This is a genomic window from Borreliella spielmanii (assembly GCF_014201705.1).
Classification (GTDB): domain Bacteria; phylum Spirochaetota; class Spirochaetia; order Borreliales; family Borreliaceae; genus Borreliella; species Borreliella spielmanii.
In genome coordinates, this window is sequence record NZ_JACHFA010000001.1 from 401,969 (window position 1) to 420,315 (window position 18,347).

General features: G+C 29.6%; 23 protein-coding genes, 4 tRNA genes and 1 other RNA gene. 2 read left to right on the forward strand and 26 right to left on the reverse strand.

Annotation, left to right across the window (positions count from 1 at the left end):
• Nucleotides 1-2: 2 nt before the first annotated feature.
• From rplV to tuf, 8 genes are read right to left on the reverse strand one after another with little or no spacing between them, the layout of a single operon-like run.
• Complete coding sequence (gene rplV, locus HNR35_RS01835) at nt 3-365, reverse strand: 50S ribosomal protein L22 (RefSeq protein ID WP_183223527.1); 363 nt, start codon at nt 363-365, stop codon at nt 3-5.
• A gap of 7 nt (nt 366-372) precedes the next feature.
• Nucleotides 373-651, reverse strand: coding sequence for a 30S ribosomal protein S19 (gene rpsS, locus HNR35_RS01840; protein ID WP_002557073.1), 279 nt, complete (start codon nt 649-651; stop codon nt 373-375).
• A gap of 9 nt (nt 652-660) precedes the next feature.
• Nucleotides 661-1,494: a 50S ribosomal protein L2 gene (gene rplB, locus HNR35_RS01845; RefSeq protein WP_183223528.1), complete on the reverse strand. Its 834-nt coding sequence runs from the start codon at nt 1,492-1,494 to the stop codon at nt 661-663.
• A gap of 21 nt (nt 1,495-1,515) precedes the next feature.
• The gene (gene rplW / locus HNR35_RS01850; RefSeq protein WP_006434016.1) at nt 1,516-1,812 is read right to left on the reverse strand and encodes a 50S ribosomal protein L23; all 297 of its coding nucleotides are present in this window, start codon (nt 1,810-1,812) and stop codon (nt 1,516-1,518) included.
• 20 nt (nt 1,813-1,832) lie between these two features.
• Nucleotides 1,833-2,462, reverse strand: a complete 630-nt coding sequence (gene rplD, locus HNR35_RS01855; RefSeq protein ID WP_183223529.1) for a 50S ribosomal protein L4 — start codon at nt 2,460-2,462, stop codon at nt 1,833-1,835.
• Between the two features lie 9 nt (nt 2,463-2,471).
• Nucleotides 2,472-3,092, reverse strand: a complete 621-nt coding sequence (rplC, locus tag HNR35_RS01860; protein ID WP_006433991.1) for a 50S ribosomal protein L3 — start codon at nt 3,090-3,092, stop codon at nt 2,472-2,474.
• Nucleotides 3,093-3,128: 36 nt separating this feature from the next.
• Nucleotides 3,129-3,440, reverse strand: coding sequence for a 30S ribosomal protein S10 (gene rpsJ, locus HNR35_RS01865; protein ID WP_002557068.1), 312 nt, complete (start codon nt 3,438-3,440; stop codon nt 3,129-3,131).
• Nucleotides 3,441-3,494: 54 nt separating this feature from the next.
• Complete coding sequence (gene tuf, locus HNR35_RS01870) at nt 3,495-4,679, reverse strand: elongation factor Tu (RefSeq protein WP_006433994.1); 1,185 nt, start codon at nt 4,677-4,679, stop codon at nt 3,495-3,497.
• A gap of 479 nt (nt 4,680-5,158) precedes the next feature.
• Between tuf and HNR35_RS01875 the strand changes: the two genes are divergently transcribed.
• Nucleotides 5,159-5,548 (forward strand): hypothetical protein, encoded by a 390-nt coding sequence (locus HNR35_RS01875; RefSeq protein WP_183223530.1) that lies wholly within the window; start codon nt 5,159-5,161, stop codon nt 5,546-5,548.
• 140 nt (nt 5,549-5,688) lie between these two features.
• Here the strand turns inward: HNR35_RS01875 and HNR35_RS01880 are convergent, their stop codons facing one another.
• The 16 genes from HNR35_RS01880 to HNR35_RS01950 all read right to left on the reverse strand — a co-directional run bounded on the left by HNR35_RS01880 (nt 5,689) and on the right by HNR35_RS01950 (nt 17,265).
• Nucleotides 5,689-7,053 (reverse strand): MATE family efflux transporter, encoded by a 1,365-nt coding sequence (locus HNR35_RS01880; protein WP_183223531.1) that lies wholly within the window; start codon nt 7,051-7,053, stop codon nt 5,689-5,691.
• Nucleotides 7,054-7,421: 368 nt separating this feature from the next.
• Nucleotides 7,422-8,705: a UDP-N-acetylglucosamine 1-carboxyvinyltransferase gene (murA, locus tag HNR35_RS01885; RefSeq protein WP_183223532.1), complete on the reverse strand. Its 1,284-nt coding sequence runs from the start codon at nt 8,703-8,705 to the stop codon at nt 7,422-7,424.
• Nucleotides 8,706-8,804: 99 nt separating this feature from the next.
• Nucleotides 8,805-9,626, reverse strand: coding sequence for a YmdB family metallophosphoesterase (locus HNR35_RS01890; protein WP_183223533.1), 822 nt, complete (start codon nt 9,624-9,626; stop codon nt 8,805-8,807).
• Between the two features lie 13 nt (nt 9,627-9,639).
• Nucleotides 9,640-9,819, reverse strand: a complete 180-nt coding sequence (locus tag HNR35_RS05940) for a hypothetical protein (RefSeq protein ID WP_336509690.1) — start codon at nt 9,817-9,819, stop codon at nt 9,640-9,642.
• A gap of 44 nt (nt 9,820-9,863) precedes the next feature.
• A complete protein-coding gene (gene lspA, locus HNR35_RS01895; protein WP_183223534.1) occupies nt 9,864-10,376 on the reverse strand; it encodes a signal peptidase II in 513 nt (170 codons plus the stop codon).
• Between the two features lie 10 nt (nt 10,377-10,386).
• Nucleotides 10,387-11,133, reverse strand: coding sequence for a Nif3-like dinuclear metal center hexameric protein (locus HNR35_RS01900; protein ID WP_006433928.1), 747 nt, complete (start codon nt 11,131-11,133; stop codon nt 10,387-10,389).
• A gap of 1 nt (nt 11,134) precedes the next feature.
• Nucleotides 11,135-11,824 carry a peptidoglycan editing factor PgeF gene (gene pgeF, locus HNR35_RS01905; RefSeq protein ID WP_183223535.1) on the reverse strand — a complete coding sequence of 230 codons (690 nt, stop codon included), beginning with the start codon at nt 11,822-11,824 and terminating at the stop codon, nt 11,135-11,137.
• The gene (gene lptB / locus HNR35_RS01910; RefSeq protein ID WP_006434001.1) at nt 11,821-12,612 is read right to left on the reverse strand and encodes an LPS export ABC transporter ATP-binding protein; all 792 of its coding nucleotides are present in this window, start codon (nt 12,610-12,612) and stop codon (nt 11,821-11,823) included. Before lptB ends, pgeF begins: the two co-directional genes overlap by 4 nt.
• Nucleotides 12,590-13,285, reverse strand: a complete 696-nt coding sequence (locus HNR35_RS01915) for an LptA/OstA family protein (protein ID WP_183223536.1) — start codon at nt 13,283-13,285, stop codon at nt 12,590-12,592. Before HNR35_RS01915 ends, lptB begins: the two co-directional genes overlap by 23 nt.
• Nucleotides 13,282-13,809 (reverse strand): hypothetical protein, encoded by a 528-nt coding sequence (locus HNR35_RS01920; RefSeq protein ID WP_183223538.1) that lies wholly within the window; start codon nt 13,807-13,809, stop codon nt 13,282-13,284. Before HNR35_RS01920 ends, HNR35_RS01915 begins: the two co-directional genes overlap by 4 nt.
• Before the next feature lie 284 nt (nt 13,810-14,093).
• Entirely contained in the window at nt 14,094-14,603 is a 510-nt protein-coding gene (locus HNR35_RS01925; protein ID WP_006433999.1) for a nucleoside-diphosphate kinase, read from the reverse strand.
• A gap of 167 nt (nt 14,604-14,770) precedes the next feature.
• Complete coding sequence (gene efbC / locus HNR35_RS01930) at nt 14,771-15,070, reverse strand: nucleoid-associated protein EbfC (protein WP_006433922.1); 300 nt, start codon at nt 15,068-15,070, stop codon at nt 14,771-14,773.
• Between the two features lie 4 nt (nt 15,071-15,074).
• A complete protein-coding gene (dnaX, locus tag HNR35_RS01935) occupies nt 15,075-16,760 on the reverse strand; it encodes a DNA polymerase III subunit gamma/tau (RefSeq protein WP_183223539.1) in 1,686 nt (561 codons plus the stop codon).
• Nucleotides 16,761-16,988: 228 nt separating this feature from the next.
• Nucleotides 16,989-17,085: signal recognition particle sRNA small type (gene ffs, locus HNR35_RS01940), an RNA gene on the reverse strand.
• A 3-nt stretch (nt 17,086-17,088) separates the two neighbouring features.
• Nucleotides 17,089-17,175, reverse strand: a tRNA-Ser gene (locus tag HNR35_RS01945).
• A gap of 16 nt (nt 17,176-17,191) precedes the next feature.
• A tRNA-Arg gene (locus HNR35_RS01950) sits at nt 17,192-17,265 on the reverse strand.
• A 74-nt stretch (nt 17,266-17,339) separates the two neighbouring features.
• Between HNR35_RS01950 and HNR35_RS01955 the strand changes: the two genes are divergently transcribed.
• Entirely contained in the window at nt 17,340-18,047 is a 708-nt protein-coding gene (locus tag HNR35_RS01955; RefSeq protein ID WP_183223542.1) for a hypothetical protein, read from the forward strand.
• Nucleotides 18,048-18,078: 31 nt separating this feature from the next.
• Here HNR35_RS01955 and HNR35_RS01960 read toward each other — a convergent pair.
• Together HNR35_RS01960 and HNR35_RS01965 are read right to left on the reverse strand one after the other, a co-directional pair.
• A tRNA-Ser gene (locus HNR35_RS01960) sits at nt 18,079-18,165 on the reverse strand.
• A gap of 56 nt (nt 18,166-18,221) precedes the next feature.
• Nucleotides 18,222-18,311 (reverse strand) — tRNA-Ser (locus tag HNR35_RS01965).
• Between the last annotated feature and the right edge of the window lie 36 nt (nt 18,312-18,347).

Genomic DNA, 18,347 nt, shown 5'->3' on the forward strand with positions numbered 1-18,347 from the left:
CTTTATCCTTTAATATCTTTTTTTTCATCAACTTCAACAAAAATATGGCAATTTCTATTAACAAGCCTATCAGCTCTACCTCTAGCCCTAGGCCAAATCTTTTTACGACGACGCCCATCATCAACCATAACTACTTTAACAAATATCATATCCTCGGAAAGATTTTTATTGTGATACATAGCATTTGATGCTGCCGATTTAACAACTTTTTCTAAAAGCTTAGCTCCTTTATTAGGCATAGAACAAAGCACTGCAATAGCCTTAACATAAGACTTCCCCCGTATATTGTCAGCTACTGGCCTAACTTTTTTTGGAGAAGAGGGTAAATTTTTGCCCTTTGCTGTATATCTTCTATTTACTAACATAACTACTCTACTTCCTTCCCTTTTTATCTGACTTAGCATGCCCTCTAAAAATCCTTGTAGGTGAAAACTCCCCAAGCTTATGCCCCACAAGATCCTCAGTAATATAAATCGGTATAAAAGTCTTCCCATTGTAAACAGATATAGTAAGACTTACCATTTCAGGAATTATTGTTGAAGATCTGGAGTAAGTTTTAATAACAACCCTCTTCTCACTTCCAAAAGACGATAAAACTTTTTGATAAAGACTCTTTTCTATAAAAGGTCCTTTTTTAATAGATCTTGCCACTACACTCTCCTACTTATTTCTTCTTTTAATAATAAACTTATCTGAATATCTTTTCTTCTTACGAGTCTTATAGCCTTTAGTAGGCTGTCCCCAAGGAGACACAGGATGACGACCTCCAGAAGTTTTTCCTTCACCACCACCATGCGGATGGTCAACAGGATTCATGGCAACACCTCTAACCTTAGGTCTTCTACCAAGCCACCTACTTTTACCGGCTTTTCCTATAGAAACATTGACATAATCTTCATTCCCAATTTCACCAATTGTTGCAATGCATTTTTTGAAAATTAACCTCACTTCACCAGACGATAATTTTACAGTGACATAATTCCCGTCAGAAGCAAGTATCATAGCATACCCCCCAGCACTTCTTACAAGCTGTCCACCCTTTCCTACATTAAGCTCTATATTATGAACAGTTCTTCCAATAGGAATATTTTCAAGGGGCAAAGCATTACCAATTTTAATTGGTGAATTCGGACCACTTTCCAAAACATCCCCAACCTTAATGCCTTTAGGAGAAATAATATACCTTTTTTCTCCATCTTTATAAACAAGCAAAGCTATATTAGCGCTTCTATTAGGATCATATTCAATAGAAGCAACTCGAGCGGGAATGCTAAATTTATCTCTTCGATTAAAATCAATTACCCTATACTTTCTCTTATGCCCACCACCTCTTCTTCTAACACTAATCCTACCAGAAGAATCTCTACCCGACTTAAATTTTTTACCTTTTGTTAAAGATTTCAAAGGATCATTACCTTTACTCAAATCATCAAAAGATAAAGTCGTCTTATAGCGCAAAGAAGAAGTTTTTGGCTTATAAGTCTTAATACCCATATTTCTTTTTCTCCAAAACCACTAAAAAATATCTATTTTATCTTCCTTTTTGAGATAAACATATGCCTTCTTCCATGAAGAAGTTTTCCCTTTACCTATAGGATATCCTCTTCGAGACACCACAACCTTGGCTTTACTTTTAATATTAAGCAAATTACACGATACTGGAGTAACATTGAAAAGTTCTTTTATTGCTGCACCAACCTCTTTTTTATTTGCTCTCTTATGAACCTTAAAAACATAAACATTAATACTTTCTCTTTGAGTATTGGTTTTTTCAGTAAGCATAGGTGAAACTATTATATCATAAGCTTTCATACTTATCCTCAACATCTTTTTTATTTAACGTAAAACTCATTAAGCTTGTTGACAGCAGATTCTAGGGCTATTAAATTCTTAGCATAAAACAAATCAACAACTCTAAGTTTATCAAAAGACAAAATCTTTAAATCTCTTATATTCTTACCAGCCCTCTTAATCATCTGATCATCATTGCCCAAAAGAACAACCACTTTGCCATTAAAACTTACAAAATTTTTTATTATTAAAGCAAGATCTTTTGTTTTTCCCGATTCAATATTAAAGTTCTCAACAACCTTAAAACTACTTTCATCAGCAGCACGCAAACTTAATACAGACTTAAATGCAAGCCTTTTTACCTTTTTAGGCAATCTATAACTATAATCTCTAGGTTTTGGCCCTAATGCTATACCTCCACCAACCCAAACTGGATTTCGCTTTGTACCCACTCTAGCCCTGCCGGTTCCTTTTTGCTTCCAAGGCTTTTTAGAACTACCCCTGACCTCTGATCTAGTTTTAGTTGAAGATGTTCCAACCCTAAGATTAGACAATTCACTTTTTATAGCATTATAAATAGACCCATGACTGACTTCTATATTAAAAACTCTATCATCTAAATTTACAGTTCCAATCTCTTTCCCATCTTTAGAAAAAACTTTTCTTTCCATACTAAATACCTACTTTTTAGATTTCTTAACAACAACAAAAGAACCCTTAGCACCAGGCACAGCCCCTTTTACTAGAATAGCTCTCTTTTCTTCATCAATTAAAACAACTTCAAGATTTTGAATAGTTTGTTGATTTCCACCCATTCTACCAGCCATTTTGGTCCCTTTAAATGTTCTTGCGGGAGTGGTAGCTTGTCCTGTGCCACCAAGATGCCTATGAAATTTTGATCCATGAGACGCTGGTCCACCACTAAAATTATGCCTTTTCATAGCCCCTTGAAAACCCTTGCCTTTAGTAGTGCCTGTAACATCTACATACCTAACTGATTTAAAAACATCAACTTTAATCTCATCCCCAGCATCATATCCATCAAGCCCCTTAAGCTCTATCACATATTTTTTAGGCTCAATATCTTTTAAACTTTTATATTGACCTTTTATAGGCTTTGAAACTTTAGAACCCTTAAGATCCACAGAACCTGCTATAAGAGCGCTATAACCATCTCTATCAACTGTTTTCTTCCCTATAATATAATTGGGCTGAAACTCTATAATAGTAACAGGAACCACAATGCCATTTTTCTGAAATATCTGAGTCATGCCAACTTTTTTTCCAATCAATCCCAACATTAAAACACCTCAAATTCATATACTTAAAAATATTATTTACTGTTTAATATCTACCTCAACACCTGCTGGAAGCTCTAACTTCATTAAAGAGTCCATTAAAGCAGAAGTGGGTTCTAAAATATCAATAAGCCTTTTATGAGTTCTCATTTCAAATTGCTCTCTTGACTTTTTATTGACATGAGGAGAACGCAAAACAGTATATTTTTTTATTTTTGTAGGCAAAGGAATTGGGCCCTTAATTTGAGCTTTAGCCTTCTGAACAGCTTTAACAATAGATTCGGCACTCTGATCTAATATTTTAACATCAAAACTAAATAATCTTACGCGTATCTTATCTTTAGCAATCAATTTATTCTCCTAAACTTTAGAGAGATATTAAATATATCTCCCCAAAGTCTTAAACTATTCCAATATCTCAAGAATTCTTCCTGAAGCAACAGTTCTCCCACCTTCTCGAACAGCAAATTCCACATTTTTATCCATAGCTATCGAAGAGATCAGCTCAACAACAATATCAACATTGTCACCAGGCATAACCATTTCTTTGCCTTCTAAAGCAACAACACCAGTAACATCGGTTGTTCTAAAAAAGAATTGTGGTCTATACCCTGGGAAAAATGGCTTATGCCTACCACCTTCTTCTTTAGTCAAACAATAAATTGAAGCTTTAAACTTCTTGTGCGGAGTAATTGTACCTGGCGCTGACAAAACTTGTCCTCTTTCAATATCTTTCTTATCAACACCTCTTAGAAGAAGACCAACATTATCCCCTGCTTGGCCTTGCTCAAGAATTTTCTGGAACATTTCAACACCAGTAACAGTGGTTTTTCTGGTTTCTTTAATGCCAACTATTTCAACTTCTTGGCCAACCTTAATAACGCCTCTTTCAATACGTCCAGTAGCAACAGTACCTCTTCCTGAAATAGAAAATACATCTTCAACAGCAAGCAAAAATGGTTTGTCAATATCTCTTTCTGGAAGATCAAAATAATTATCCATGGATTCGAGAAGCTCTTTAACACATTTTGCAGATTCAGGATCTTCTGGATTTGACATAGCCCCAAAAGCCGAGCCCTTGATTATTGGGGTATTAGCTGAAAAACCATATTTTTCAACAAGTTCTAAAACTTCAACCTCAACAAGCTCAACAAGCTCAGGATCTGCCAAGTCTAATTTATTTAAAAAAACTATTATTTTCTTTATTCCCATTCTTTGAGCAAGAAGCAAATGCTCTTTTGTTTGGGGCTCAGCACCACTATCAGCAGCAACTAAAAGTATCGCTGCATCCATTTGAGCCGCTCCTGTAATCATATTTTTTATATAATCAGCATGACCTGGACAATCAACATGAGCATAATGTCTATTAGCTGTTTCGTACTCAATATGCCTAGCATTAATTGTTATTCCCCTTGCTTTCTCTTCAGGCGCATTATCAATATCTTCATACTTTAATGCTTTTGCATCTTTATTTAATTTTGAACAATAAATACTAATAGCCGCTGTTAATGTTGTTTTGCCATGATCAACATGACCTATTGTTCCAACATTCATATGCGGCTTTGTTCTTTGAAAAACTTCTTTTGCCATGATTAACCTCCTAAATTTCACATTCTAAATAGCTACTTACATTCAATCTCTTTAAAAAATTTTAACAAATTTATTCTTCTCAAAATAAGAAAATAGCTACAAATAATCAAAAAATCAATTCTTAGAAATTGACCCGCACTGCGTGTTTTTCTAAAAAATTTTAATAACTTTAAAAGTCTACACATTTTATAAAATATAGTCAATATGCTTAAACTTTTAAATTCAACTAATCACATACAATGGTATTAAAAATAAACACAAATTTTATATTAATTAAAGAAAAGCACAAAATACTAGAGAATAAAACTTTAAAAACAATTAATTAAAATAAAAAATGCTCAACTAATACATTTAAAATCATGAAATTTAAAACAATAATAAATAATTTTAAATCTAATCACTATTTAAAATTAATCAAACATCTTTATGTTATCAAAAAAAGTTAACATTACCCCGATAAAAAAATATAATAAAAAATAATGAAAACTAAAAAAATTAAGCTTAAATTACTACCAATACTTACAATTTCTAGCATTTCAATTGTTTTTATGTCTTGCATGAAAACAAGCACAATAAAATCAAAAGAAAATGCTCAAGAAATTACCTATCTTATTAGCACTATAAAAACTAGCAAAAAAGTAGAGATAGTAAACTATAAATCCGATAGTAAAAACAATCTAATAATTACTCTTAAAAACAAAAGCGGAGAAAATATAAATGCAAATTCATTAGCAATTTTCAAGGAAGGCAGTAAAACGGGTGAATTAATTAGAGAAAACCTTAATGGGCTTGAGACAAAAACTTTTTATTTAAAAACTAAAATCAACGCTAAAAGAAAAAACATATTATATATTTTTGAAAAACAATGAGCCTTATTGCAAATAAGCTATTGCACAAAAAAATAAATTAACAAAAAATCTAAAATCTATTTTAAAGACCAAAAACATTAAATTTACTTAGAACAAGTAAACTAGTTCCTTTAATAAAATACAAATATAAATCTTAATTACTATTTGTATTTTTTAATTAAACTGGGTTTGGTCCAATAACGAGTACAAGTAAAAACAACTAAAATTATAATTGCTAAATAATTTGAAATTATAAAAGCATAACCTAAAGAATTTTCAATTATGCCAAAATACTGAAAAATAAACACTACTGGAAGACGAATAAGCCACAATCTAATAAAAATAATAATCATTGCAATTTTTGTCCTACCAGATCCAATAAGTCCTCCAAAAAATACTTGCTGCAGTCCATATCCAAAAGTACCAATAGTTGTTAACAACAAATAATTATTAGCATAATTCAAAACTTCCAAATCATTTGTAAATAACCTTAATATAAGCTGTTTATTAATAATAACAATCGAATTTATTATTAATAAAATTCCTAAAGACATAAAAAATCCTTTTGTTAAAACTTCTCCCACCCTATTGATTTTCTTGGCACCAAGATTTTGGCCAACAATTGAAATAACTCCAGTACCAATTCCCATAGCAGGAAGAAATAAAAAAGAAATAATAGTATTTGTAAGTCCATACGCCGCCAAAAATTTTGGACTAATCTTAATAACAATATAATTGAAAATAAAAAAAGACAATGAAACCATTATTTGCCCAAAAGTTGAAGGTAACCCCAAATTAACAATTTCTTTAATAGATTTTATGTCTAGCGCTAAATCCTTTGGATAAATTTTTAATCCACGATTTAATTTGTAAGTTAAAAATAAATAAAAAGCAACGGTTAACAATTTTGAAAATAAAGTAGCCCAAGCAGCCCCAACAATGCCCATATTAAAACTAAATATTAAAATTGGATCAAGAATAAAATTAACAATATTAGCAAATAAAACTATTAACATTGAAAGGATGGTTTCTCCTTGAGCATTTAAAATATATGTAATTGAAACACTTAAAAACATAATAGGAATTCCAAAAATTGTCACATAAAAATAAACCTTTGAAAGCTCTTTAAGCTCGCCTTTTACGCCCAAAAAATCTAAAAGATTCTCAATAAAAAAAAGAGCACAAATAACAACAAATAAGGATAAAGTAAAATTCAAAACAATAAGTTGCCCTGCATACCTTGAAAAACGAGAAAAATTCCCCTCTCCTATACATTTTGAAATCAAAGAAATGCTTCCTGTAGCCATACCCATAGCAATAGCCATAATAAAAAAATTTATAGGACCAGCAAGTGAAAGCGCTGACAAAGGCATAGCTCCAAGTTTACCAACATAAAACATATCAGTAAGGTCATAAAAAGCTTGAATAATATTGGTTATAACAATAGGAAAACTTATTAAAAAAAGAACCTTATATAAATTACCATTTAATATTAATTCCCTAGTTTTGCTCTTATTTGTAGACATAAAATTTCATCCTTATCTAAAATATTTTTCTATAAAAAATCTAAATTCAGATTTATTAATTAATAATAAAAAAGCATTCTCACGAATTAAAGCAAAGCAATAAGCACTTATTTAAAATAATAAATAATATTATAAAGGCAAAAATTCAAAATCAGAAATGCCTTTCAAATTTTTCTTGATCTTTTAATATTATTTTTATATTAAGATCTTTAAACTATAAAATAGAACAAAATTCAATAATATTAAATAAAAAATTACAACAATAAAAATTAATTTAATATAACTTCATTCATAATTCAACCTCTTCATTATTATCTTTATTCTCTTGAAAAGATTTTTCATAAATCGCATATAATAAGACCTAAAAGCTATTGGCTTTTAACTCTCTTAATTTTTGCACCTAAATTAATTAATTTACCAGCCACATCTTCGTATCCTCGTTCAATTTGATAAACATTTTGAATCTCGCTGCGACCCTTAGCAACAAAAGCAGCAATAAGAAGAGCCATTCCTGCTCGTACATCCGGAGAAGATAAAACATTACCTTTAAGAGGAGATTTGCCCGTAACTACTACACGATGTGGATCACAAAGTACAATTCGAGCTCCCATTTTTATTAACTTGTCTACAAAAAACATCCTGGATTCAAACATCTTCTCAAAAACAAGAACTGTGCCTTCTACTTGAGTTGCAGTAACTATAATAATACTCATAAGATCTGTTGGAAAGGCTGGCCACGGACCATCATCAATTTTTGGAATTTGCTCACCAAAATCTAATTTAACTTTTAATTCTTGTTTATCTTTTACATATACATTTTCCCTATCATATTCAAAATTAATACCAAGTTTTGAATATATATGCCTAATTAATCTGAAATGTTGGGGATCTGCTTTTTTAATTTCCAGCTCACCCCCTGTTAATGCCGCAAGACTAATTAAAGAGCCAACTTGCATAAAATCGGCTCCTATTCTAAATACGGTTCCACTTAATTTTTTTACACCTTTTATTTCTAAAACATTTGAACCAATCCCCGAAATATTAGCACCCATTGAATTTAACATATTGCATAAATCTTGAACATGTGGCTCACAAGCAGCATTCATAATAACGGTATTTCCTTCAGCAAGAACCGAAGCCATAATGATATTCTCTGTAGCTGTAACAGAAGCTTCATCTAAAAACATTTCAGCTCCAACAAGCTTATTAGCCTTTAAAACAATTCTATTATCTTTTTTACTCAACTTAGCTCCCAACTTACAAAGACCGTAAAAATGGGTATCAAGCCGTCTCTTCCCAATCAAATCTCCTCCCGGAAGCGCCATATCTATTTCTCCAAATCTAGAAACAAAAGGGCCTAATAAAAGTATGGAAGCCCTAATTAAATCCGTAAGAGAGGAATCTATTTCTGTTTTTACAATATTTAAAACTTTTATTTTCAAAGTATTTCCCTCGCTTACAATATCTGCTCCGATATCACTTAAAATATCTAAAACAACTTTCACATCATTAATATTAGGAATATTTTCTAAAATAACATCTTCATCAGTAAGTAAAGCGGCTAAAATACAAGGTAAAGCGGAATTCTTATTACCGCTAGCTGTAATTTGACCACCTATCTTAAAACCACCTTCTACAATATAACTATGCATGGCCCAACCTCCTATACTACTATACATAAGAAAACTAATAAAATTAAATCACACAGATAAGATTAATTAAATTTAAAAAATACCTGAAAAAATTAAATATCAAACAATATCTATATCTTTTAAACTTGATTTATAATCTATATACTCTCTAATAGCCTCTACAGAAAAAGAATGACCGTTCTCATCAATATCAATTAAAACACCGTTAAAGCCAAGGCCTTCCCAAGATTCATCAAATTTCTGATTTAAAAATCCTTTCAAAAATTTATCTATCTCTAAATTAGGAGCATATCCAATAACGCTATCCAAACTACCAACTCTGCCTAAATCAGTTATAATAGCGGTATTATCTAAAATTCTTAAATCTGCTGTTAAAATCCTTTTTCCTATTCCAAGACAAGCACTAACTCTTGATTTTAGATAAAAAAACAAAGCATTCACTTCAGCTGTAGTATTTGAATCAAAAAGAACAATAATATTGTTTGTTTGCATTTTGATTCTTTTATAAACAGGATCAAAACTATAGAAAGGATGATTAAATTGATACTTAGTTATTCCTGTTTGACCTACAATTCTCATTACAGCCAATTTTTTGCCATTAATATTGTAAATAAAATAGGAATATCCTCTTAATTTTGCGGGACAATTTAAAGGTTTTAAAATAAAATTATACTTATCAAGATCACCAGACAAATCAGGCCTTGCAAAAGCATTTTCACCTAAAGTTAACACATCAACTCCATACTTTTTCAATAAAAAGGCATGTTTTTTGCCAAGCCCTCTTAAACCTGTAGTAAAATTATTACCAGATATTACAAAGTCAACCTTTTTTCTAACCTTAAAAGATGATAAAAAAGCTTTTATCGCAACAATCCCAGCTTTACCTACAACCTCACCGGCAATTAAAACCCTTAAAGACACAAAGCCTCTCTTTTTACTGATCTAGTTTAAATAACTTAATAAACAAACTTCTTACAATAAGAATTGATACAAAATACCCCACTAAAACAGCAAAAACAATCATCATGAAAATCAATATAAATTGCAAATAAGGCTTTACAATAATACTAAATTTAACAACTAAAAGAAACTCTAAAAAGAAAACTAAAAACATTAAAAATAAATTTATTGACACGTATAAAATAAAACTCAAGATCTTCATTTATTAAACGCTTTTCTTTTTATAAAAAAATCATAAACCAAAAATAAAATCATCCCTATAACAACATAGCTATCTGCAAAATTAAAAGTAGGCCATCTATCAAGTCCAAAAATTCCATAAAATTTGAAATCTAAAAAATCTACAACTCCAGAAGGTCTAAATAATCTATCAATAACATTACCCACTCCCCCTGAAAAAATTAATAAAAGTGAAATCCTGGCAATACGATTTTTTTCTTTCAAAGAAAGATAAAAAACAAATATCAAAATGAAAATAGGCATTACAAGAAAAAAAATTTTTTTCAAACTATAATGAATATTAGAGCCCATAGAAAACAAAATGCCTGTGTTTCTTACATGTATTATCCTAAAAAAATTATCAAAAAAGGAAAAATATACTGAACCCAATCTGACATACTTCACAACCAAATACTTAGAAAGTTGATCAAAAAAAATTAAACTAATAATAAATACAAAAATATTAAAATATTGTTTACTTTTAACGCTCATACAAAAATCCTTATAAATTAGTATCTTTACAAATAAATTTAACCTCTAAATCTTCTTGAATTTTGAAATCTTCCATTAATTTAATTAAACCAAAAGTTTCAGTAAAATAATGGCCCCCAAAAATCAAGCTCACCCCACATTCTTCTGCTAAAGAATATATTTGATGAGAAGTATCTCCGGTTATAAACAAATCTATACCATAATGTAAAGCCTCTTCAAAAAAAGAGTATCCAGAACCACTAACAATTGCGACCTTACTCACTGATTCTTTAAACTTCTTCGAAAAAAGAATATGTTTATTTTTTTCTTTAATTTTTTCCAAAATTTCAGAAAAACTAAAAGCAGAATCAGCAATAATCCCTAGATTAAATCCTCCATAATTTGCAAAAGCAAAAGGATTTGTTAATCCTAAAAAATCCGAGAACACCTTGCTATGTGAATAAACAGAATGAGCGTCCATAGGTAAATGTACTGAATAAAGAGCTAAATTATTTTCAATCAAAAATTTTACTTTATCATACATGTTAGAAACAATGCGCTCTTTTTTTGACCAAAAAATACCGTGATGGGTAATTAGAAAATCATTTCCTTTTGCTTCTTTTAAAGTTGAATAGCTAGCATCAACTGCAAAAGCAACTTTGTTAGCCTTAGCATTGAGATTCCCTACTTGAAGCCCATTTAAATTTTTATCAACATGCTCATACTTCTTTATATCAAAAATTGAATTGAGTTTAAAAGACAAATCTCTTACGTTCAAGTTAGATTCTCCAAATTAAAGCATAACTTTGACCTTCTCTTAATCTTCTATAAGAATAAAGATTTTTAGAACAATACGTACAAAGTTTTGAATCATAAATATTTAAATTAAAATTAGAAAGCAAATTAAAATTAAAACTAGCATTGTCAAAGTATATTTTACCATCTCTAATAGAAAAAGACGCATTTAATAAGCTTTTGCTAAATTTATCACTTACTTCTTTCAAGAAAATTTCAGAAACTTCATAGCAACAAGATCTGTTATAAGGTCCAAAAACAATTTTTAAATCCTTAAAAGAGGAACCCATTTTTTCAAAAAAAAACAACATTTTTAAAATAATCAAGCTAAAGCTTCCCTTATATCCACTGTGAATAAGTCCTATAAATTTTTTCACTGAATCATAAAAGTAAATTGGAAGACAATCTGCAAAGTAAGTAACAAGAGCCACATTTAAAGAGCTAGATATAAGACCATCTCCTTCTTGAAAATTTATAAAATCATCTTCAACTTTATAAATAATATCTGTATGTAATTGCTTTAAATATTTTATTTTTTTTGACTTGGGAACAAAGTTTAAATTATCATTACTAAGCTCTCTTAAACTTAGGTTAAAAGGTTTTTTAGTATAAATCATTTTAACATCATCAGCTATTCTAAATTCATAATAAAATTCATGATCTATTGTTTTCATAATCTAAATTCTTCTCCCAAATAAAGCTTTTTGGCTTTTTCACTCTTTACTATATAATCAACATCACCTTCATCAAGTACTTGCCCTTGATAAACAATATAAGCTCTATCTATTATATCAAAAGCATCTCTTACATTATGATCAGTAATAAGAACTCCAATGTTTCTTTCTTTTAAAATTTTTATTATATTCTTTATATCTCCAATTGCAATAGGATCAATACCGGCAAAAGGTTCATCCAAGAGTAAAAAATAGGGATTTACAGCTAAAGCTCTTGCTATCTCTGCTCGCCTCCTCTCTCCACCAGAAAGAGTATAAGCTTTTTGACTTTGTATTCTTTTTATCTCAAATTCTTTAAGTAAATTTACAAGCTCTATCTTGCGCTCAGCCTTGGATAGATCCTCTCTTCTCTCTAAAGCAACCATAATATTCTCTTCAACTGTAAGTTCTCTGAAAATTGAAGCATCTTGGGGAAGATACACAATTCCTATCCGTGCACGCTCATACATATTAAGAGATGAAATGTTATAATCATTTATTAAAACTTTACCCGAATTAGGCTTAATGAAACCTACAATGGTATAAAACGTTGTTGTTTTACCGGCTCCATTTGGGCCAAGAAGCCCCACAACTTCACCTTTATGAATATTGATTGTAATACCATTAACAGCAAACTTTTCACCATATTTTTTAATAATGTTGTCTGCTTTTAAAACAACATTATTAACAGAATTAAGATTAAGACTTTCCTTAATCTCTTTTATTTTATTTTTTTTCTTCAGAAGCATCATTTTCAACTTGAGTAAACTCTCCTTCAACACTTCCCTCAAGTTTATACCTATTAGTTTTTGTATTAAAAATTATTCTTGAAGCAGAATAATAATTGTCTTTCTGGTAAATTACTGGGACCCCCTCAAGAACCATTTCTTTTTCTTCTTTATTATAAGTTCCATTCTCAGCTCTTGCAAAAGTATCATCCTTATATATTTTAACAGAATATTGCATAATATAAACATTAGATTTATTACTGCCCTCAACTCTTTCTGCTTTAATAAGCATATTGTTTTCTAAATCTTCAAGCTCAACCCCTTTTTGAAGATAAAAGTTATCCAATTTTCTATTAAAAAATAAAAACTGAGCCTTAACATGCATTTTATTCTTATAATCTTCATAAAAAACATTACCTCGAGCTTCAAGATAAGAGCCATTTTCTCCATAAATTTCAATTTCATCTGCCCTAAGCTTAAAATCTGAAGAGATAACCTCTGAATTTCCTTTTAAAACAATTTTTTTATAAAAAGAAGACACTATTCCTTGCGCAAAATCTGACTTAAAGGTAAAATTAATATTTTTCTCTTCATTTTCTTTAACCCTCTCAGATTTAGGCCTAGATTCTTTTTGTGCTGCTTGAATATTGCTAATAAAAATAATAAAAATCCATATTAAAATTAAATCCCTCAATTCATGATTCCTTCAACCCCAGAATCAAAATAAAAAACATTGCTCTTTAAAAAATAAGAAAATCCTTTTCCTTTTATTTTGCTATCATTAAATCTAATTAATACTAGCTCATTTGGGGGAGATTGCAACTTCTTGTCTTTATTCTTCCATAAAAGCCTATTTGAATTAAGCAAATAATAATTATTTTTATCCTCTATTTTAAATTCTACAGAATCTCTCATATCCAAATCCTTTGTAATATAAGAACCTTCCAAATTATTAAACTTCCCCGAAATTTCATTATCTAGCGAATAATATAAAAACCTCCCATTCTCTGCCTTATAAATTTTATAATCATTAAAATAACTAAAACTTAAAGCCTCTAAAACAATTTGCTCTTTATTATATACAACATCATAATACTTAATTCCTAATATTTGTATTGAGGGAAACTTTTTTGCCACATCAGACCTATTAGAATATTCATCATAATCGAAAGTGCAAGCAAAAAACAAAAATAAAAAATATAGCATAGGTATTCTCATAAATATTTTTCACAAAACTAGAAATTTTCTATTTCAATTGACAATCTATTAAACATAACAACATAACATTAAAACTTTATCAAACAAAACTTATTTACATAACCACTTACAATGTAAAATATAAGAGTAAGATAAATATACCCACCTAAAGAACAGTCTTTTGTATAAAAGGACTACTTAAAATATAAGAAATTAAAACAAAAATACAAAAAGTGTTCCTATTTTGGGGTAGTATTAAATTAGTAATTTAAAATTTATCCCTTTAAAGAAATAAATTGCAAAAATTAACAATAATAATGCTCACGCTCATCATCTCTTTTGTAGTTTAAAATTTCATTATCTTTAAACCAAATTGATATTTCTCGAATTGCATCTACCTCATTTGCAGATGCATGAATCACATTATAAATTGAAAAACCTTTTTCATCCGAATATTTAAAACTGTGATAAGAGAAGTCTCCTCGTATTGTTCCAGGAATGGCTAATTTTGGTTCAGTAGCACCACAAAGCTTTCTAACAACCTCAATGCTTTCAACTCCTTCAACAACAAATGCAAAAACAGGAGAATTTGAAATAAATTCAATTAAAGACTTCCAAACCACCTCACTATGCCTAAAGACAATATCATCGTACAAATAATGTTTTTTTGCTAGACTCTCATCAACAATAAGCATTTTAGCAGCCACCATTTTTAAACCTACCCTTTCAAATCTAGCAACTACATCACCAATTAAACCCCTTCTAACCCCATCTGGCTTAATAATACACAAAGTTTTTTGCAATAACATTGACATAAAACCCTCCTAAATTTAGGACATTATTTAAAAAATTAAATAAATAAAAATACTTGCTTAATAGCAAAATTATATCTGATTAATTAAATTTATATGGAATATTATAAGTTGTAAAAAGCTTAACATTATATTGAAAAATCAAAATATAATTTTTACAAAATTAACACCTACATTCCAAAAGGAAGAACCCCCATAGTTTTTAATTTTATCTCTTCCTTAACCTTAGAAACAGCATCATTTAAAGCAGATTTGACCATTTGTTCAAAAGCATCATTGTCTAAATCATCAAAAAATTCCTTATTAATTGAAACTTTTTTAACATTAAATTCGCCATCCATCTCAATAGCAACAATATTGCTACCCGCTTTACCACAAACCGTAATTTTAGATATTTCCTTTTTAATATTGTCAATATTACTCTTAACACTAGACATATTTTTCAAAAAATCTAACGGATTTACTGCCATATTTTTATTCCTCCAGAACTTCACTTGCTCCAAAAATATTTTTTAAAGTTTCTAATTTTTCAAAATCCTTTTCAAGGTTTTTGAAATTTTTCTGAAACACAATGCTTAAATTGGGAAATTCTTTATAAAACTCAGACCTTATCTCGCCTTTATAATTTTGAAGCTCATTATATTCAAACTCACTAAACACCTTATAATAAAGAACATTGCCATCAATAACAACTTCTCCTGAATGAACTAAAGTTTGAATATATCTTGAAACAATATAAATAAATTTACCTCTTATATCAATAAAATCATTTGCTTTACTTGAATTATCATCGTCCTCAATAAAAATCTCATCAATCTCATCAACACTATTGGACTCTAAAAGATTTCCATCGATTTTTGTTGACAAATTTTCATCACAACTAGTCTCCTCTTTTCCTAAAGATTTGATTTCGGAAAATCCATATTCTAAATTGGGTTTTGCTGAAATAAAAGCTAAATCATCTTTGCTCTTCTTATTTGCTAAAGCATCAAAATTGCTTGAATCTAAATCCATATTTTCTAACAAACTGTCCTCAAGATTTTGAATTTGTTTTATCAAAACATGATTTGGAATATAGTTTTTAAGTCTTAAAATTTTAATAAAATTAATCTCAAGCTCATATCTTGGATTAGCCGAAAATTGCAAATCCCTGTAAGTTTCAAGCAAAACAACAATAATTCTCTCAAGATAGTTCAAATCAAAATCAACTAATTTCTTTCTCAAGTCCTCAGATTTAATTCCAATAAACTCAAAATTTTTAATGCCTATCTTTAGGAATAATACCTCTCTAAAAAATTCAATTGAATCTAACAAAAATTGCTCATAAGAGATTCCGGCTAAAAAAATAGAATCAAGAACACAAATCAACTCCTTTACATCTTCACTAAGAATGCTAACTGCTAACTTCTCTAAAAATTCATCATTGGTAAATCCCATCTTAGATCTTATTTGATCTAATTTAATGTCAGAATTAGTAAAAGAAACTACCTGATCAAAAAGAGTATAAGCATCTCTTACGCTACCACCACTTTTATATGCAATCCATTTTAAAGCCTCATCTTCATATTTAATATGATCCTCAAAACAAACCTTCTTAAGCATATTATAAATCTTTTCTAACGATAAAAGTTTAAAACTAAAATGCTGACATCTGCTTTTTATTGTTTCTGGAAGCTTATGTGACTCTGTGGTAGCAAAAATAAAAACAATATAGCTTGGTGGCTCTTCAATTGTCTTTAAAAGAGCATTAAAAGCAGAATTAGAGAGCATATGAACTTCATCAATAATATATATTCTATATTTGGAAATTGCAGGAGGAAACATTATCTCTTCTTTAATTTGTCTAATATCCTGAACCGAAGTATTTGAAGCACCATCAATTTCAATAACATCAAGACTGCTGTCACTATCAATAGATTTACAATTATTACACTCTCCACAAGGCATAACTGCCGGTCCATTCTTACAGTTTAAGCATCTAGCAAAAGCTCTAGCCGATGAAGTCTTTCCAACGCCTCTTGGACCTGAAAAGATATAAGCATTTGCTATTTTATTTTTCTCTATAGAATGCTTTAAAGTCTCAACAACAAAATCTTGCCCTTCAAGAGCATTGAAATCTCTAGGACGTTTCTTAAGAGCAGTACCTCTTGAAGATGCCATTAACTTTTTACCTCCTAATACCTTAATAAGTAAAATGCTATAAATATATACTATACAATATATGTATATCTCAAAACTATTACTTTAAAAAAGTACCAAAGAATTTTACAAAGCATAAAAAATATCTAACAAAAAAGCTTCCCGATAAAATATAACAAGGGTGTAAGTTTCAAAAAGATAAATCCACATTTTAATATAAAGTAAAGCATTACATTTCAGCTCAAAATTAAACCTAAGACTTGCGTACTCACCAAAAAAATCGCTTACCGCTGCTACCTTCCAGTCCTGACGGGGTTTAGCAACACTTGATAGTACGGGTCCTAGGAATCGGAGAGAATGGGATTCGAACCCATGATACATTTTACCGTATACACGCTTTCCAAGCGTGCGCCTTAAGCCACTCGGCCATCTCTCCAAACTAACAAAATTTCCGTGTCCAAGAGGACTTGAACCTCCGACCTTAAGAATCGCAATCTAACGCTCTATCCAACTGAGCTATGGACACAAATAAGTAATTTTTATTGTAATAAAAATTACTATTTATTACAATAAAAATACTCAATGGAAAATGGAGACATTGTGAAAACTAAAATAATCATTTTTCTTTTAATATCATCTATTTTATCATGCTCTAAATCAGTCTCAAATGAAGTTTATTCTGAATTCAGAATTAAAACTAAAAATATTAAAAAAAAAGAAATACTAAAAAACAAGAATATTCTCCATATAGATGCAAAAATTCCTTTTATGGAAAATGCAAACTTTGAATTTGAAAATTTTATAAAAAAATGGGAAAAAGACATCGAAAATAAAATATTAAAAACCGAAAATTTAAAAAATGAATATTTTTATTTTTCCAGCTTTACAATATTTAAAAATGAAAATATTGGCATTACATCTATTTTATATAAAGAATCCTTAAAAGAAAATAAATCTAACACACTCTTAAAATATTACACTTTAAACCTAAAAGGAAACAAAAAAATAGAAATTTCAGAAATAATATCAAAAGATCAGCTAGACTCTCTAATAAATGTATTAAAAGAACAGGTAAAAAGTAAGATTATAGATCTTAACATCAAAAATAACCGAAATCCAAGCGAATTGGAAAAAAAATTCACAACAATCTTTCCAAAATATAAATATTACTTTAAAAATAACCAAATCATAATTTTTTATAACTCATTCTTAATTGATTGTAATGAATGTGATAAAATTGAATTTCAATTTCCTATACACGAAAACACAGAAAATGGTTATCAGTCCAATAAAACCCTACGCTCTTAATCTTAATAATTAAAATCTAAAATAACAATTACGGAGAGGGTGAGATTCGAACTCACGGTAGGCTTACACCTACAACGGTTTTCAAGACCGTAGCATTAAACCACTCTGCCACCTCTCCAGAGTTAAAACAAATTTTAATAAATAAAGTACGCACTGTCAAGATTTAAATAATTACGGAGAGAATGGGATTCGAACCCATGGTCCCCTTTTTAAAAGGACAACTTCTTAGCAGGAAGCCCCATTCGGCCACTCTGGCATCTCTCCTACAACATTAATACATATTATCTTATAGAGACATTA

Bases quoted from the DNA above. Each gene is read 5' to 3' on its own strand.
- rplV (WP_183223527.1), bottom strand. From the start codon at position 365: ATGTTAGTAAATAGAAGATATACAGCAAAGGGCAAAAATTTACCCTCT.
- rplB (WP_183223528.1), bottom strand. From the start codon at position 1,494: ATGGGTATTAAGACTTATAAGCCAAAAACTTCTTCTTTGCGCTATAAG.
- rplW (WP_006434016.1), bottom strand. From the start codon at position 1,812: ATGAAAGCTTATGATATAATAGTTTCACCTATGCTTACTGAAAAAACC.
- rplD (WP_183223529.1), bottom strand. From the start codon at position 2,462: ATGGAAAGAAAAGTTTTTTCTAAAGATGGGAAAGAGATTGGAACTGTA.
- rplC (WP_006433991.1), bottom strand. From the start codon at position 3,092: ATGTTGGGATTGATTGGAAAAAAAGTTGGCATGACTCAGATATTTCAG.
- tuf (WP_006433994.1), bottom strand. From the start codon at position 4,679: ATGGCAAAAGAAGTTTTTCAAAGAACAAAGCCGCATATGAATGTTGGA.
- HNR35_RS01875 (WP_183223530.1), top strand. From the start codon at position 5,159: ATGAAAACTAAAAAAATTAAGCTTAAATTACTACCAATACTTACAATT.
- HNR35_RS01880 (WP_183223531.1), bottom strand. From the start codon at position 7,053: ATGTCTACAAATAAGAGCAAAACTAGGGAATTAATATTAAATGGTAAT.
- murA (WP_183223532.1), bottom strand. From the start codon at position 8,705: ATGCATAGTTATATTGTAGAAGGTGGTTTTAAGATAGGTGGTCAAATT.
- HNR35_RS05940 (WP_336509690.1), bottom strand. From the start codon at position 9,819: ATGTTTTTAGTTTTCTTTTTAGAGTTTCTTTTAGTTGTTAAATTTAGT.
- lspA (WP_183223534.1), bottom strand. From the start codon at position 10,376: ATGAGCGTTAAAAGTAAACAATATTTTAATATTTTTGTATTTATTATT.
- pgeF (WP_183223535.1), bottom strand. From the start codon at position 11,824: ATGAAAACAATAGATCATGAATTTTATTATGAATTTAGAATAGCTGAT.
- lptB (WP_006434001.1), bottom strand. From the start codon at position 12,612: ATGCTTCTGAAGAAAAAAAATAAAATAAAAGAGATTAAGGAAAGTCTT.
- HNR35_RS01920 (WP_183223538.1), bottom strand. From the start codon at position 13,809: ATGAGAATACCTATGCTATATTTTTTATTTTTGTTTTTTGCTTGCACT.
- HNR35_RS01925 (WP_006433999.1), bottom strand. From the start codon at position 14,603: ATGTCAATGTTATTGCAAAAAACTTTGTGTATTATTAAGCCAGATGGG.
- efbC (WP_006433922.1), bottom strand. From the start codon at position 15,070: ATGGCAGTAAATCCGTTAGATTTTTTGAAAAATATGTCTAGTGTTAAG.
- dnaX (WP_183223539.1), bottom strand. From the start codon at position 16,760: ATGGCATCTTCAAGAGGTACTGCTCTTAAGAAACGTCCTAGAGATTTC.